This is a genomic window from Ruegeria sp. BF6 (assembly GCF_056538665.1).
The window spans coordinates 425,729-439,269 of record NZ_JBQFTN010000001.1 but is presented as its reverse complement, the minus strand read 5'-3'; the positions used below and the strand labels follow the sequence as shown (position 1 = coordinate 439,269).

Here is a 13,541-nt window from a genome sequence, read left to right as displayed (position 1 = left end):
GTGTATGAGCATCTCAACGATTGCGATTGCCTATCGTTATGCCACGGCTGCAACCACAATATGTACATTGGAAGCTGCGGGATTTGATGTTTTCTGCCCCAGCTTTCATACTGCGACCATGCTCCCCCACTACTCTTTGGCCATTGGTGGCATTCAAATTGCTGTGCCCGATGACCAGGTGGTGGATGCACATGAATTGCTGCGAGGCTTTGTACAAGAGGACGCGCGAGGTGCACCGTGGACTGTCAAAGCTGTAGATGCCTTGGGCTGGTACATCTTTGGAGTTTCGTCCCCCTGGCCAGATCTGGCTCTTCGACAGCCCGCAACGACAGCGTCTTGATACACATTGGCCAAGCCGGTATTGAGCGGGAACCTTTCAGGAGAACCAGCGCATGGCAAAAACGCCGAGCGGAAAAAACAACTCAGGCCGTGGGCAACGCGACCTGAAGGTCAAAGTAAAGACGGCGCGCGGGCGCAAGCTCAGCTCGACCCGCTGGCTTGAGCGGCAGTTGAATGACCCGTATGTGAAACGCGCGCAAGCCGAGGGCTATCGCGGGCGCGCGGCGTTTAAGATTTTGGAACTGGACGATAAATTCCGCTTTCTCGTCCCAGGCGCACGCGTCGTCGATCTGGGCTGCGCGCCCGGCGGCTGGTGTCAGGTGGCCGTCAAACGTGTCAACGCGCTGGGTGAACGGTCGGGTAAACGGGTCGGCACCGTGCTGGGCATTGACTTGCAAGAGATCGAGCCCGTCGCCGGTGCGGACACCCATGTTCTGGATTTCATGGAGGACGACGCCGACCAAAAGGTCAAAGACTGGCTGGGCGGTAAGGCTGATGTGGTGATGTCCGATATGGCCGCAGCCTCATCCGGGCATAAACAGACCGATCACTTGCGCATAATGGCCCTGTGCGAAACCGCGGCCTATTTCGCTTTTGACGTTCTGGAAGAAGGCGGCACATTCGTTGCCAAGGTTCTGGCCGGAGGCGCCGAGGGTGATCTGCAGAAGTTGTTGAAACAGAAGTTCGAGAAGGTGGCAAACGTAAAACCGCCTGCGTCGCGCTCTGACAGTTCCGAGAAATTCGTGGTCGCCACGGGGTTCCGGGGCTGACCTCAGTCGTCAAGCCAGATACGGTCGCCGGTCAGAAACTGCTCGCGCAGTGACGCGGCGGCGGATTGCTGCAGCAACAACGCCTGACCGTGGTTGATATATTCCGGCTTTCTGGCCTGCAGATCGGCTATCCTTTGATCCGGGGACAAAGGGTTTTGCAACTGCGATGTGTGGACCGGTTTTTCCGGCATGGGTCACCTGTGGGCGTGGCTGGGTTTCTGCCTTTCTCACGGTTAACGCCCAATTTTGCCGGGATCGTGACCTAAACCGGGCCAAGCCGTGCCGTTTCACGGGGCTAATTGCGCCTTGAGTTGTTGCAGCTCCGGATCGTTCGGCAAAACCGCCAGTCCCTCTTGTAGCACGTCCCGCGCGGCATCCGGACCGCGGTTGATCTGTGCCAGTTGGACCAGCATGGGCCAAGCTTCGGCCCGTTGCGGGTCCAGCGTGACGACCTCTCGAAAGGCGCGTTCGGCGGCCGGGGCGTTGCGGAAGGTCAGAGCCATACCGCCCAGTACAAGGTGTGTTTCGGGAAAGTCCAGCCGGTTAGCAATAGTGCCCTGCCATTCTTCCATACCCTTGGCCACCCGAGCCTGCTGTTCCGGGGTCAGGGCTTGGCCGGGGATGTTCAAGAACTCTTTGGCGGCTGAGATACGGACATTGCGCAATGGATCAGACAGCAAGGGTTCGAGACGCTGAACCCGATCCGGCAAGGCGGCCTGACGCTGCAATACCACCGCATTTGCGCGCACCAGCGGATCCGTGTCGGACAACAATGCCGCCGCTTCGTCCGCAACACCTGGCGAGCCGAAGGTTTGCAGCAGATAGGCTGCCGTGGCGCGGGCAATGCCCGGCTGAGACGAATCCATCGCAATCGCAATTAAAGCACCCGGCCCTTCCGCGCGACCGTCCAGGGCTGACTGAAACACCGTTCCATAGTGTGGCGCACGATGAGCGGACACCGGAAACCACTCCTCTATCCGCTGCGCGGCCCAATCCTGATCCTCGGTCTGATGACAATCGGTGCAGGCATCTTCACCAAGCCCGAGATCCGGGCGCGGAATGCGAAAGCTGTGATCGCGCCGCCCGTCGACACCCATGTATGTGCGCTCGATCATGTGGCAGGATTTGCACTGCGCGCCTGCGCTGTCTTCCGGGTGGTGATGATGCGCGGGCGTGTCGTAGTCCTTGGCGGTCAGGGATGGAAAGTCAGGATTGCCCGCTGGTGAGTGGCATTGCGTGCAAACTCCGTTGCCCTCCGCCTTCAACCCAGCACTATGTGGATCGTGGCAGTTCATGCACCCGACGCCCTGCGCATACATCTTGGATTGCAGGAACGAGCCATAAACATAGACCTCATCCAGAATCTGGCCATCGGGGTGATAGAGACCCGGACGCAGCACCGCTAGGTTATAAGCGTCGTGATAGGGCGTTCCGGGAATCGGGTTGCCGTCGCCATGCGCCTCGCGTCGGGAATGGCATCCGGCGCATTGTTGAATTTCGGCCTCAGTCCGGCCCCTGCCCCAATTCATGGTGAAACCAAACTCGCTCAGATCAGCGGCGAGTGTCTGGCCTTGCGTCCAGTCGATATGCGCCGATCCGGGACCGTGGCAGGCCTCGCACCCGACCCCAATTTCGGACTGCGTTGAGGCGTAGCTGCGGGACTGCGCGTCATAGTTCTTTTCAAACCCGGTGGCGTGGCATTCGGCACAGCGAGCATTCCAGTTCTTGTAGGGACCGGTCCAGTGCAACCCGTCATCCGGCGGCAAGTCCTGATCGGGATAGAGGTGGTACCAGTTCTGAGCCTCGGTATCCCAGACGACATCGAAACTCTGCAACCGGCCGGGCTCGGTTTCGAACAGGTATTGCTGCAGGGGCTCGATACCCACGACCGAATGCACACCATATTCAGTTGCGACGCCGTCCTTCTCGGTCACCTTGGCCCGCAGGCCATCGTTGTTCACGCTGAACTCTACCGCCATGCCGTCGTGATCAAACCGGGCTTCGTCAAAATCCGCCGCCACATGCCCGGCCGCGACCTCGGTCCAAGCCAGCGCGTGATGGGATGCCGCCCACGCTTCGGCCTCGGAGGTGTGGCATTCGATGCATTGATCCGAGCCCACATAGTTCGGCCCTTGCGCAAAAGCGACAGCTGGCAAAAACATCCAGATAAGAAACGCGGCTCTCACGTTTCAAGTCCGTCGGCATCGTTCTGCAGGTCCATCAAGGCTCCGTTATATTCTGCCCCAAGGATCAGGATGGCAGCGCAAAGATAGAGAAAGATCAGTGCCGCCATGGCTCCGGCCAAGCCCGCGTAGGTGGCGCTGTATGAGGCAAACTGCGCAATATAGACCGAAAAGCCCCATCCTCCTGCTGCCCACAAGGCCAGCGTCAACAACACGCCCGGCAGGATCTGACGCAATCTATGACGCCCGGTCGGAAGGACCAGATGCGCCAGCACCACCACGCCCACCGGAACACCCACCGTGAAGGTCCAGCGCAGGCGATCGACCGACAACCACTCGGATACGTTCACATCGGTCTTTTCCGAAACCAGTTGCGTGTAGACCGGCAGGATGACCTCGACCGCAGCAATGATCATGATGGTGAGGCCGCCACCGATCACCAACCCAAAACAAAGCAGCCGGGTTTTCCAGAACGGCCAGCTGTCAAAATCATGATAGGCTTGGTTCATCGCCTTGCGCACTGCCATCACCCCGTTCGAGGCAAAGAACACCGCCAGCAGACCGCCCAGCGTAATCACGCCAGATCCTGACTCGGAAAGAACCGAGCGCAGTTCGGCCACGATCGGCCCTGCCACATCCTTGGGCCATGCGCCGAAAATCAAATCGATCAATTCGTTGGTGACATAGTCCTGCGACAGTGAACCTGCCAACGCAACAGTGAATAGGGCAAAGGGAAACAGCGCCAACATCAGCGACATGGCCACGTGGCTGCTCATGACAAAGCCGTTCTTGGCGTCGAAACGAGTTACAGCCACCCAAAGCGCCTGAATGGGCCGACCAAAGTAAGGAATCACGCGTGCATTCATTCCCGAAGCCTAACCCGCTTGCCCCAGCCACTGAACCGGCAAATCTGTCCGCTGCGCAAATATTCTCTGACAAACATCTGGGCGCATTGCATAATCCGGCCCTGCTGTGCAGGATCATACACAAGTGCAATTCTCAGGATGAGCTACCGCATGACACCGGACAAAGACGAAACCGCTACGCCGACGAAGCTCAAGCTGTCGGTTGTTCGGGATGTGTCGATTGTGACGACACTCGTAGTGCTGGGGTTATACGCCGGCGCCGCATTCCTGATCCCGCTGACGATGGCCCTGCTGATCAATGTCCTGATCATCGCGCTCAGCGACCGGATAATCGCCCTGACCCGCATGCCTGTCTGGCTGGCCAACGTCGCAGGCGTCACTGTGGTTTTAGCCGGTTTGTTCGTGATCATGTATATTCTGGGCAGTCAGGCCACTCAGTTTGCCCGCACGATTGGCACCTATGAAAACCAATTCGACGATGCGGTAAACCGCGTCACTGGGTTGGTGGGCAACGATGTAACCAAGTTTATCCGCGACAACCTGATCAATATAGACATGTCCTATGTTGCGCGCATTCTGCTGGGCAGCGCGACTTCCCTGCTGAACCAGTTCTTTCTGATCAGCCTTTACGTCGCCTTCCTTATGGCCGAGCGGCTGGCCTTCCGCAAAAAAATCCAATTGGCCGCAGGTGATCCGAAAACAGGTATCGAGTTCGCCTCGATACTGGATGCCATCACGTTCAGCCTGCAACGTTATGTCGGGGTGAAAACCATGATCAGCCTGATCACGGCTGGCATCAGCTATTCGGTGTTCAAGGTGCTGGGGCTCGAGTTTGCCGAGACCTGGGCCGTGCTGACTTTCGCGCTGAATTTTATTCCCTCCATCGGATCGATCATTGCAGTCATTTTCCCGTCGATGATTTCGCTGGTTCAGTTCGACAGCGTCGGCCCGTTCCTGATCATCGTTCTGGGCTGCGGAACGATACAGTTCCTGATCGGCAATTTTCTCGACCCCGCCTTGCTGGGCCGGTCTCTGAACATGTCCACTTTTCTGGTCATTCTGGCGCTGATGTTCTGGACCACGATCTGGGGGCTGATCGGAGCCTTCCTGAGCGTCCCCCTGACCGTCTGCATCCTGATCGTCTTCAGCCATATTCCCGCGCTGCGCCCGGTTGCGATCCTGATGTCACTTGATGGCAGGCTGGGGGAAGAGAGCGCCGCGCAAAATGCAAGTTAGACGATGAAACGCCCCCTGTTCATCGGTTCAGAAATCTATCGCAGCTCGACCTATGGTTCGAAACACCCTCTGGCCATTCCGCGTGTCTCGACCGTCATCGACCTGTGCCGGGCCCAGGGTTGGTTGTCATCCGCGAACTATCGCGTCAGCCCCTGCGCGAAACCCTCGGCACTAATGGCATTTCACACGCCGGACTATATCGCAGCCCTGCAACAGGCCGAAAAGGACCAGGCGGTGTCCGACAATACACGGGAGAAATACGCGCTGGGCACCCTGTCAAACCCTGTATTCCCCGAGATGTATCGCCGCCCAGCCACCGCTGCCGGAGGATCAATGCTGGGGGCCGAACTGATCCGGGATGGCGGCATTGTCTTTAGCCCGGCAGGTGGTACGCATCATGGACTTGCGAACCGGGCAAACGGGTTCTGCTATCTGAACGATCCGGTGCTGGCGATCCTGACTCTGTTGAACGCCGGGCTTGATCGTATTGTCTATGTCGATATCGACGCGCATCACTGTGACGGAGTTGAAGCGGCTTTTCGCGGATCAACAAAGGTGCGAATGATCTCGGTGCATGAAGGCGCCCGGTGGCCCTTCAGCGGAACATTGGACGACGATGCCGGCGGGGCAGCATTTAACCTGCCCGTCGCGCGCAACCTCAATGATGATGAGTTCAACACAATCCTCGACCAGTTGATCCTGCCCGCGACGGCATCTTTTCACCCCGAGGCAATTGTGTTGCAATGCGGCGCCGATGCGGTGGCCGAGGACCCGTTATCCCGGCTGACCCTGTCCAACAACGCCCATTGGCGCGCCGTTGCCTCTCTGCGCGACATGGCCCCTCGCCTTCTGGTTCTGGGCGGCGGAGGCTACAACCCCTGGTCCGTTGCGCGGCTTTGGACCGGAGTTTGGGCGACCCTGAACGGGATCGTCATGCCCAACTTTCTCAACACCGAGGCGCAATCCGTGCTTGGTCAACTGACGTGGAACCGTGCAGCCGGAAAGCAAACGCCGCGTCATTGGGTCGAAACGCTGCGCGACGACCCGAACCATGGGGAAATTCGCCCCGAGCTGCGCGCCGATCTGGAACATATCGCGGAACGGATTTGATGGTGGATCGGACACGGTAAGACTGGTAACCTCCGATCATTACTGCACATTCCAGATCATCCCGCCCCGGCGTATCCTGCCATGTCCTTCCGGACTTCCGGCCACGATTGGACCAAATTAATGAATGCACTTAATCAGATACATGATCTTAAAACCCGCATGGGGCAGGCGATTATCGGCCAGACCGAGGTGATAGACCGGCTGCTCATCGGCCTGCTGGCAAACGGCAACCTTTTGATCGAGGGCCTGCCCGGTCTGGCAAAAACCCGCGCCGTCAAAGCCATGGCGCGCAATCTGGACGCCGACTTCAGCCGGATACAGTTTACGCCCGACCTGCTACCCTCAGACGTGACCGGAACCGAAGTATACCAGCAAACCGATGACGGCGGCACGTTCCGGTTCGACCCCGGCCCGATCTTTGCCAACCTCGTTTTGGCGGATGAGATCAACCGTGCCCCGGCCAAGGTGCAGGCGGCTTTGCTGGAAGCGATGGAGGAAAGGCAGGTCACCGTCTCGGGCACCACCCATAAAATGGAGCCGCTGTTCATCGTGATGGCAACGCAAAACCCGATCGAGCAGGAGGGCACCTATCCCTTACCAGAGGCACAAATGGACCGGTTTCTGATGCACGTGCAGATTACCTATCCTCCAGTTGAGGACGAAGTCGAAGTGATCCGTCTGGTGCGGGGTGAAGACATCGCCGCAGGGTCCGATGCGACGGGCGAGATGCCGACGCCAATCCCGCAGGACGCCGTATTTCAGGCGCGGTCAGAGATCGGGCAGATCCACGTATCCGACGCCATGGATCGATACATGGCCGACCTCGTGCAAGCAACCCGAACGCCCGGGAAGTACAGCGAAGAGCTTGACAACTGGATCGAAATCGGTGCCAGCCCCCGTGCATCGCTGGCATTGGACAAATGCGGGCGTGCCCACGCGTGGATGAACCAGCGTGACTACGTGGACCCCGCCGATATTCGTGCCATCGCGCATGACGTCTTTCGCCACCGCATCACGCTCAGCTTTGAGGCCCAGGGCAACGCAAAATCGGCAGACGACGTGATTGCAGAAATCCTGCGCCTCGTCGCGCTGCCCTGAGTGTTCGGAAAGAGAGCCCCGTGGCCCAAACCGCCACATATCCCGACGACCCACGCATCCATGTAGATGCGGACCATCTGCTGCGCCTGGGTGCCAGATCGCGCGCTATCAGCCTGTTGCCGCGACAACCGGCGCGCTCAATCCTCAATGGCCGCCACGCTTCGCGCCTGCGCGGGCGCGGATTGAACTTTGAAGAACTCCGCACCTATCTGCCCGGCGATGACATCCGGACAATCGACTGGAAAGTGACCGCCCGCACCGGAAAACCCCATGTTAGGGTCTATACGGAAGAACGGGATCGCCCTGCCCTCTTGTTAGTCGATCAGCGTATTTCGATGTTTTTCGGCACCGAGGTTTACATGAAATCCGTCGTTGCTGCCGAGGCTGCTGCTATCGCCGCCCATCGCGTTCTGGGCCAAGGCGACCGCGTCGGCGGGATTGTCTTTGGCGACACGGATCTGGCCGAGCACCGCCCTCAGCGTCGTCCCGCCGCGTTGAAGCGGTTCCTGTCGTCGGTCGCAGGGCTGAATTGCAGCCTGAACGCAACGCTGAGCCCAGAACCGACCGTTTCGCTGAACGACGTCCTGAAACAAGCCGCCCGGATCGCGCATACCAATGCCCTGATATGCGTGTTTTCGGATTTTGACGGTCTGAATGAAGACTCGGAAAGCTTGCTAAGACGGCTTGCTCTGTCAAACGACCTGATTTTGTTCAATATTTACGATCCAAGTTCGCATGAGCTAATCCCAGGGCTACGCATGACCGTCTCGGACGGAGACGCACAAATTGAACTCGACAGCTCGGAACCGGATTTGTCGAAACGCATCAGGGCGGCGTTGGAAAACAGGTTGGCACACCTCCGCCAGTGGTCGCGCCGCTATGGCTTTCCAATTGTCCCGCTGACCACCGCAGAACCGGCCCTGGATCAATTGCTGCGGCAGTTCGGTCATCACGGGGGGCAAAAATGAGCGTCGATACCGAAGGTAAATCACTTGTTGAGTTGTTGGACTTGCTGAAACCCGCTCCAGCGCCCGCGCCAATACCGATGACACCGCAGACTTGGGGCTGGGCAGTCCTGGCTTTGCTGCTGGCAGGGGCGGTCGCATGCGGTTTTTACATCTACCGGCGGCATCGTACGACCAATGCCTACCGTCGATCCGCGCTTGCCGATCTGCACGCAGCCGACAATGACGTTGCCAAGATCGCAGAAATCCTGCGACGCACCGCGCTCGCTGCCTTTCCGCGCGATCAGGTCGCAAGTCTCCATGGCTCTGAGTGGATCACCTTTCTCAAACAATCCTCTAATAATATTACGATTTCTTCAAATGAATCCACAGCCCTCCTTGAGGCGCCCTACAGATCCAGCCCTCCCAATCCAAAGGTCGCCACGTTCGCGCGGGTCTGGATTCGGACCCACAAAGCGCAGAGGAGGCATGGATGATCTCTTTTGCCGCCCCTTGGGCATTTTTGTTTTTGCCTTTGCCACTTCTGGTCTACTGGTTAACGCCGCCGCACCGGGAAAAGGCCAAATCAATCCGCATCCCGTTTTTCCGCCATGTCGCCAAGGCGGCTGGGGTTGAGCCCAAGTCCGGATCAGTCATCGCACAACGACCGATGCTTCAGACTACTGTTGTTATTCTGATTTGGCTGATGCTGGTGACGACCCTGGCCCGCCCGGAAAAACTGGCCGATCCGATCATCATCGAAAAATCCGCCCGAGATGTGGTGCTGGCACTCGATATTTCGGGTTCGATGGACCAACGCGATTTCCAGTCTATCGACGGAACGCCCAAACAACGGCTGGCGGCCGTCAAAGATGTAATGCGCACGTTCATTGCCGAACGTCAGGGTGACAGGATGGCGCTGATCATCTTTGGCACCCGTGCTTTTGTTCAGGCACCATTTACAGAAGACCTGAATAGTTTGAATGGGTTCCTGGACCAAACTCAAGTCGGAATGGCGGGGCCGAACACCGCCTTGGGCGACGCAATCGGCCTTGGTATCCGCACTTTTGACTCCAGCGATGTCGATCAGCGCCTGATGATCGTTCTTAGCGACGGGGCGGATACGTCCAGCCGGATGACACCTACCAATGCCTCCGTCGTAGCAGCGGACAAGGGCGTCGTTATCTACACCATCGGCGTCGGTGATCCCGATGCGTCTGGCGAGGACCGCGTAGATCTGGAAGCCCTGAAAGCCATCGCGGACCGAACTGGTGGGCAGTATTTCTTTGCAAATGATGAGGCTGCGCTTGCCGGGACCTACCAGCGCATTGACGAGCAAAACCCCAGAATCGTGGAAACTCAAAGCTACCGTCCGCGGGAAAGCCTCGCTCACTATCCATTGTTGGCGGTACTGTTGCTGATGCTGGGAAGTTGCGCTGGTCTGCACATCACGAAGCGCCGAAGGAGTCTCTCATGATCGACGCCTTCGCGGAATTTCATTTCCTGAGAGCAGCTTATCTGCTTTTTCTGATACCAGTTGCAGGTCTTTGGTGGGTAACTCGACCGAAACGTTCGCGACAGTCCGAACTGCCATCCGGTGTGGCTCCGCATCTTGCAACTGCTCTGCTCCTGGGGGCTGAAGAAAAGCGGCGAATCTATCCCATTGATGTTGCCATGATCGCCACTGCATTGGTTGCCATAGCCGCCGCAGGCCCAACATGGTCACGGGCTCAGAACCCGCTTGTGGCGGACACGGCCCCTTTGGTTATCGCCTTGAAGGTCACCGAGAGCATGGGGAATGCCGACCTGCCCCCGTCGCGGCTGGAGCGTGCAAAGTACAAGATCACCGACCTCATAAACACACGCGCAGGCGCGCGAACGGCGCTGATCGCATATGCTGGTTCACCACACCGCGTGGCACCCCTGACCGAAGACGCAAATATCCTGCGCCCGCTGCTTGAAGGGTTGACCCCGGCTGTGATGCCCAAACAAGGAGATGCCGCGGCTGATGCGCTGACACTGGCGCAAAGCATATTGGACGAAAGCGACACTCCCGGAGCCGTCCTGTTTGTGTTGGACGATCTCGATCCATCTCAGCTTGTCGAGTTTCAGAGCGCAACATCGCAGGTTTTCTTTCTGACCATGCTCCCGAACGGAGACGAGATTGTTCAGTTGAGCAATCTGGGGAACACCGTTGTGGTCCCGTTTTCCAATGATGACAGGGATATCACACGGCTGCAGCGTCAGATCCAAACCGCCTATGTGGATGCGCTGGATGACGATGATCGTCTGGACTGGCAGGATCGGGGGTGGATGCTGGCATGGCCTGCGGCGTTGTTGTCGCTGCTCTGGTTCCGTCGCGGCTGGGTGATCCGATGGGCGGTGTTGGGACTGTTCCTGATACAGCCCGCGAGCCCCGCGCGCGCAGAAGGTTGGCGTGACTGGTTCCTGGCACCGGATCAGCAAGGCCAAATCGCAATGAACCAAAAACGCTATGCAGATGCTGCTGACCTGTTTGAGGACCCGTACCATGAAGGCTACGCGCGGTTGAAAGCAGGCCAATACCCGGAAGCCGCGGCCATCTTCGCCGAACTGAACACCCCCGAAGCCGCCTTTGCCGAAGGTATTGCTCGCATACGCAACCGGGAGTACCGACCCGCCATTTCCGCTTTCGAAGAGGCGTTAGAACACCGCCCTAACTGGCCGGAAGCACTGCATAATCTCGAGGTTGCCACCGCCATTCTCGACTATGTAGAAACCACGCGGGAACAATCCGACACTGGCGAAGAAGCCGGGATCGGAGCAGATGACACTGTGTTCGACAATGACTCTGGTCGCGGGGAGAACACGACCATTCAGACCCAGACCGAAAGTGCAAAACCCTTGTCGGCAGACCAATGGATCAGTGCGATTGATACGGACATGCAGGATTTCTTGCGCAACCGGTTCCGTCTGGAAAATCAGGAGCAAGAACGATGAGATTATTGCTCCTCCTCCTGTTTGTTTTTTTGTCGTGCGGGGCTTTCGCGCAAAACTCGACCGCGCCGCAACCACAAGTCACAGTCGAGGCGCCAAGTGAGGATGTGATTGTCGGACAACCGGCCATCTTGCGCGTAAAGGTTTTGGTGCCGACCTTCATGCCGTCCCCTCCGATCTTTCCTGCGCTGGAACAAGAAAACCTGCTGGTCCGCCTGCCCGAGCGTGCCTCGGGACCTGTCAGCGAGTCGGTAAACGGCGAAACATGGTCCGGCGTTCAGCGGAGCTATCGCATCTATCCGCTGGTGTCAGGGGCGATAGACTTTGGCGCTCAGGACATGACGGTCACCTTTGCGGACCCGGAAACAAACAATCCGATTCAGGCGTCCATCCCGCTGCCACCGATCGAAATCAACGCAGTGGTCCCGGATGGGGCGCGTGATCTGAATCCGCTGATTATCGCTACGGGTTTTGAACTGACGCAGGAAATCGAAGGCCCAACTGAAATGCAGGCTGGCGATGCAGTCACCCGACGGCTGACAGCGCGCATCTCGGGCACGAGTCCGATCCTGATACCACAATTAATACAAAATAATCAGGACCCTCTGTTGCGATCTTATCCCAAAGAACCACGCTTCACCGAGACCGAGGATCGGGGTATCTTGTCAGGCCAACGTGTTGATGAAACCGTTTACCTTGCGCAGGATGGAGGTGAAACTCAGCTGCCTGCGGTTGCACTGAAGTGGTTCAACCTGACGACGAATGCCGTTGAAACCGTGGACGTCGACGCAGTTGGACTGAAACTGGCCGCGCCGAAGTCTGGGCCTCCGTCAACAGATACAATGATGAGATATCTGTTTTGGGCTGCTGCTGTCTTGATAGTCACTTTGGTCGTTTTGTGGTGGTCGATGCCGCGATATCGAAACTGGAAAGAAGCACGTGAAAAGGCATACCGCGCATCACCGGAATCTGCCCTCGCGCAGCTGCGCCAAGCGCTGCATGATCATGACCTCAACGCCGCCTATTCTACGCTTGAAACCTGGAAGCAACGCTGTGAAAGCCCGCAAGGGCACAACGGGCTTGAAGCACGTTTGGAACAGATTGGCTCTACGTATTACGCCACTGATAAAGACGACAGAACACCGGATTGGGCAGGGGCAATTTCCGCGCTGGACGCTCTTACAGCCGCCCCCCAAAAACAGGCAGAGCTTCTTCCGCCACTGAATCCTTGATCAGGTCTGACAACTGGCAATCAGAGCCTTCCGGTCTTTCAGCCGAACGCGCCCATAGCCGAGTTCGATCAGGTCCAAATCCGCAAGTCGGTGCAGGCTGCGGTGCAGCGTTGGCTGCGACACGGCAATCATCTCGGCCAGTTCGTCCTGAGACACCACGATCCAACCGTCGGTTTTTGACCTGCCCTCATCCAGATGAAGCAGCCGCAGTACCAACCGTTTTTCACTGCCGGTCACGGCAAGGTTGGCCATTATCCGAAGTGCCGTCTGCATGTTTTCCTGCGTCAGCGCGTAAAAATCGCGGACATAATTCGGATTGGCCTGAACCAGTTTAGCAATACGGGAATGCGGAAAAAACAAGGCTTGCGTCTCTTGTGTGGTGACGACGCTGATCAACCGCGGTGTGTCCGCGAATAAAGCCAGATCCCCGATCCAGAAACCGGCACCTTCGCGATGTATCACGAACTCCTGCCCATCATCCGCCGGTGCGGTAACCTGAACACCGCCACTGAGGATGGCAAATATCCCGTTTGCTGCGTCGCCATGGTGGTATAGCGCTTCGTGAGGCTCGAAAGTTCTTGCGGATGCGCAATCCAACAGGTCACGGCGAAATACGTCCGAGCGTTTGCTGAACCACCCGACCTTCTGCAAGAGCTTAATATTATTCGTTTTGTCAAACATTAGAATTTTCCAATATCATCATATGACGAGTTTTCAATTTGGCAAATCGCCTAGTGTAAACGCGTTCGATTCCCGGAATGGTGAAGGTTTGCCGTTCAGAATGCGA

Annotated in this window: 14 protein-coding genes; 10 read left to right on the top strand and 4 right to left on the bottom strand. The window is 57.7% G+C overall.

Going from position 1 to position 13,541, the window contains the following annotated elements; translation table 11 throughout:
* Positions 1 to 4: 4 nt before the first annotated feature.
* Entirely contained in the window at positions 5 to 340 is a 336-nt protein-coding gene (locus ACR0IM_RS02190) for a hypothetical protein (RefSeq protein WP_480588960.1), read from the top strand.
* Positions 341 to 392: 52 nt separating this feature from the next.
* Positions 393 to 1,109 carry an RlmE family RNA methyltransferase gene (locus tag ACR0IM_RS02185; protein WP_480588962.1) on the top strand — a complete coding sequence of 239 codons (717 nt, stop codon included), beginning with the start codon at positions 393 to 395 and terminating at the stop codon, positions 1,107 to 1,109.
* 2 nt (positions 1,110 to 1,111) lie between these two features.
* Here the strand turns inward: ACR0IM_RS02185 and ACR0IM_RS02180 are convergent, their stop codons facing one another.
* The 3 genes from ACR0IM_RS02180 to ACR0IM_RS02170 all read right to left on the bottom strand — a co-directional run bounded on the left by ACR0IM_RS02180 (position 1,112) and on the right by ACR0IM_RS02170 (position 4,158).
* Entirely contained in the window at positions 1,112 to 1,300 is a 189-nt protein-coding gene (locus ACR0IM_RS02180; RefSeq protein WP_480680688.1) for a hypothetical protein, read from the bottom strand.
* A gap of 96 nt (positions 1,301 to 1,396) precedes the next feature.
* On the bottom strand, positions 1,397 to 3,295 hold the full coding sequence (locus ACR0IM_RS02175; RefSeq protein WP_480680687.1) for a multiheme c-type cytochrome: 1,899 nt from the start codon (positions 3,293 to 3,295) through the stop codon (positions 1,397 to 1,399).
* Positions 3,292 to 4,158 carry a YihY/virulence factor BrkB family protein gene (locus tag ACR0IM_RS02170; RefSeq protein ID WP_480588968.1) on the bottom strand — a complete coding sequence of 289 codons (867 nt, stop codon included), beginning with the start codon at positions 4,156 to 4,158 and terminating at the stop codon, positions 3,292 to 3,294. The genes ACR0IM_RS02175 and ACR0IM_RS02170 overlap by 4 nt, the downstream gene beginning before the upstream one ends.
* A 150-nt stretch (positions 4,159 to 4,308) precedes the next feature.
* Here ACR0IM_RS02170 and ACR0IM_RS02165 point away from each other — a divergent pair, with 150 nt between their 5' ends.
* The 8 genes from ACR0IM_RS02165 to ACR0IM_RS02130 all read left to right on the top strand — a co-directional run bounded on the left by ACR0IM_RS02165 (position 4,309) and on the right by ACR0IM_RS02130 (position 12,754).
* On the top strand, positions 4,309 to 5,394 hold the full coding sequence (locus ACR0IM_RS02165) for an AI-2E family transporter (protein ID WP_480640346.1): 1,086 nt from the start codon (positions 4,309 to 4,311) through the stop codon (positions 5,392 to 5,394).
* A 3-nt stretch (positions 5,395 to 5,397) separates the two neighbouring features.
* On the top strand, positions 5,398 to 6,504 hold the full coding sequence (locus ACR0IM_RS02160) for an acetoin utilization protein AcuC (RefSeq protein WP_480680686.1): 1,107 nt from the start codon (positions 5,398 to 5,400) through the stop codon (positions 6,502 to 6,504).
* A 120-nt stretch (positions 6,505 to 6,624) separates the two neighbouring features.
* Positions 6,625 to 7,602 (top strand): AAA family ATPase, encoded by a 978-nt coding sequence (locus ACR0IM_RS02155; RefSeq protein ID WP_480640344.1) that lies wholly within the window; start codon positions 6,625 to 6,627, stop codon positions 7,600 to 7,602.
* A gap of 20 nt (positions 7,603 to 7,622) precedes the next feature.
* Entirely contained in the window at positions 7,623 to 8,570 is a 948-nt protein-coding gene (locus ACR0IM_RS02150; protein ID WP_480640343.1) for a DUF58 domain-containing protein, read from the top strand.
* A complete protein-coding gene (locus ACR0IM_RS02145; RefSeq protein ID WP_480680685.1) occupies positions 8,567 to 9,043 on the top strand; it encodes a DUF4381 domain-containing protein in 477 nt (158 codons plus the stop codon). Before ACR0IM_RS02150 ends, ACR0IM_RS02145 begins: the two co-directional genes overlap by 4 nt.
* On the top strand, positions 9,040 to 10,023 hold the full coding sequence (locus ACR0IM_RS02140) for a VWA domain-containing protein (protein WP_480680684.1): 984 nt from the start codon (positions 9,040 to 9,042) through the stop codon (positions 10,021 to 10,023). Before ACR0IM_RS02145 ends, ACR0IM_RS02140 begins: the two co-directional genes overlap by 4 nt.
* Positions 10,020 to 11,525: a VWA domain-containing protein gene (locus ACR0IM_RS02135; protein ID WP_480680683.1), complete on the top strand. Its 1,506-nt coding sequence runs from the start codon at positions 10,020 to 10,022 to the stop codon at positions 11,523 to 11,525. Before ACR0IM_RS02140 ends, ACR0IM_RS02135 begins: the two co-directional genes overlap by 4 nt.
* Positions 11,522 to 12,754: a hypothetical protein gene (locus ACR0IM_RS02130; protein ID WP_480680682.1), complete on the top strand. Its 1,233-nt coding sequence runs from the start codon at positions 11,522 to 11,524 to the stop codon at positions 12,752 to 12,754. The genes ACR0IM_RS02135 and ACR0IM_RS02130 overlap by 4 nt, the downstream gene beginning before the upstream one ends.
* Here ACR0IM_RS02130 and ACR0IM_RS02125 read toward each other — a convergent pair whose 3' ends face one another.
* On the bottom strand, positions 12,755 to 13,435 hold the full coding sequence (locus ACR0IM_RS02125; protein ID WP_480588986.1) for a Crp/Fnr family transcriptional regulator: 681 nt from the start codon (positions 13,433 to 13,435) through the stop codon (positions 12,755 to 12,757).
* Positions 13,436 to 13,541: the final 106 nt, after the last annotated feature.

What these genes read in the sequence shown, in the direction of transcription:
- ACR0IM_RS02190 (WP_480588960.1), top strand. Translation starts at nt 5, where the DNA reads ATGAGCATCTCAACGATTGCGATTGCCTATCGTTATGCCACGGCTGCA.
- ACR0IM_RS02185 (WP_480588962.1), top strand. Translation starts at nt 393, where the DNA reads ATGGCAAAAACGCCGAGCGGAAAAAACAACTCAGGCCGTGGGCAACGC.
- ACR0IM_RS02180 (WP_480680688.1), bottom strand. Translation starts at nt 1,300, where the DNA reads ATGCCGGAAAAACCGGTCCACACATCGCAGTTGCAAAACCCTTTGTCC.
- ACR0IM_RS02170 (WP_480588968.1), bottom strand. Translation starts at nt 4,158, where the DNA reads ATGAATGCACGCGTGATTCCTTACTTTGGTCGGCCCATTCAGGCGCTT.
- ACR0IM_RS02165 (WP_480640346.1), top strand. Translation starts at nt 4,309, where the DNA reads ATGACACCGGACAAAGACGAAACCGCTACGCCGACGAAGCTCAAGCTG.
- ACR0IM_RS02160 (WP_480680686.1), top strand. Translation starts at nt 5,398, where the DNA reads ATGAAACGCCCCCTGTTCATCGGTTCAGAAATCTATCGCAGCTCGACC.
- ACR0IM_RS02155 (WP_480640344.1), top strand. Translation starts at nt 6,625, where the DNA reads ATGAATGCACTTAATCAGATACATGATCTTAAAACCCGCATGGGGCAG.
- ACR0IM_RS02145 (WP_480680685.1), top strand. Translation starts at nt 8,567, where the DNA reads ATGAGCGTCGATACCGAAGGTAAATCACTTGTTGAGTTGTTGGACTTG.
- ACR0IM_RS02140 (WP_480680684.1), top strand. Translation starts at nt 9,040, where the DNA reads ATGATCTCTTTTGCCGCCCCTTGGGCATTTTTGTTTTTGCCTTTGCCA.
- ACR0IM_RS02135 (WP_480680683.1), top strand. Translation starts at nt 10,020, where the DNA reads ATGATCGACGCCTTCGCGGAATTTCATTTCCTGAGAGCAGCTTATCTG.
- ACR0IM_RS02130 (WP_480680682.1), top strand. Translation starts at nt 11,522, where the DNA reads ATGAGATTATTGCTCCTCCTCCTGTTTGTTTTTTTGTCGTGCGGGGCT.
- ACR0IM_RS02125 (WP_480588986.1), bottom strand. Translation starts at nt 13,435, where the DNA reads ATGTTTGACAAAACGAATAATATTAAGCTCTTGCAGAAGGTCGGGTGG.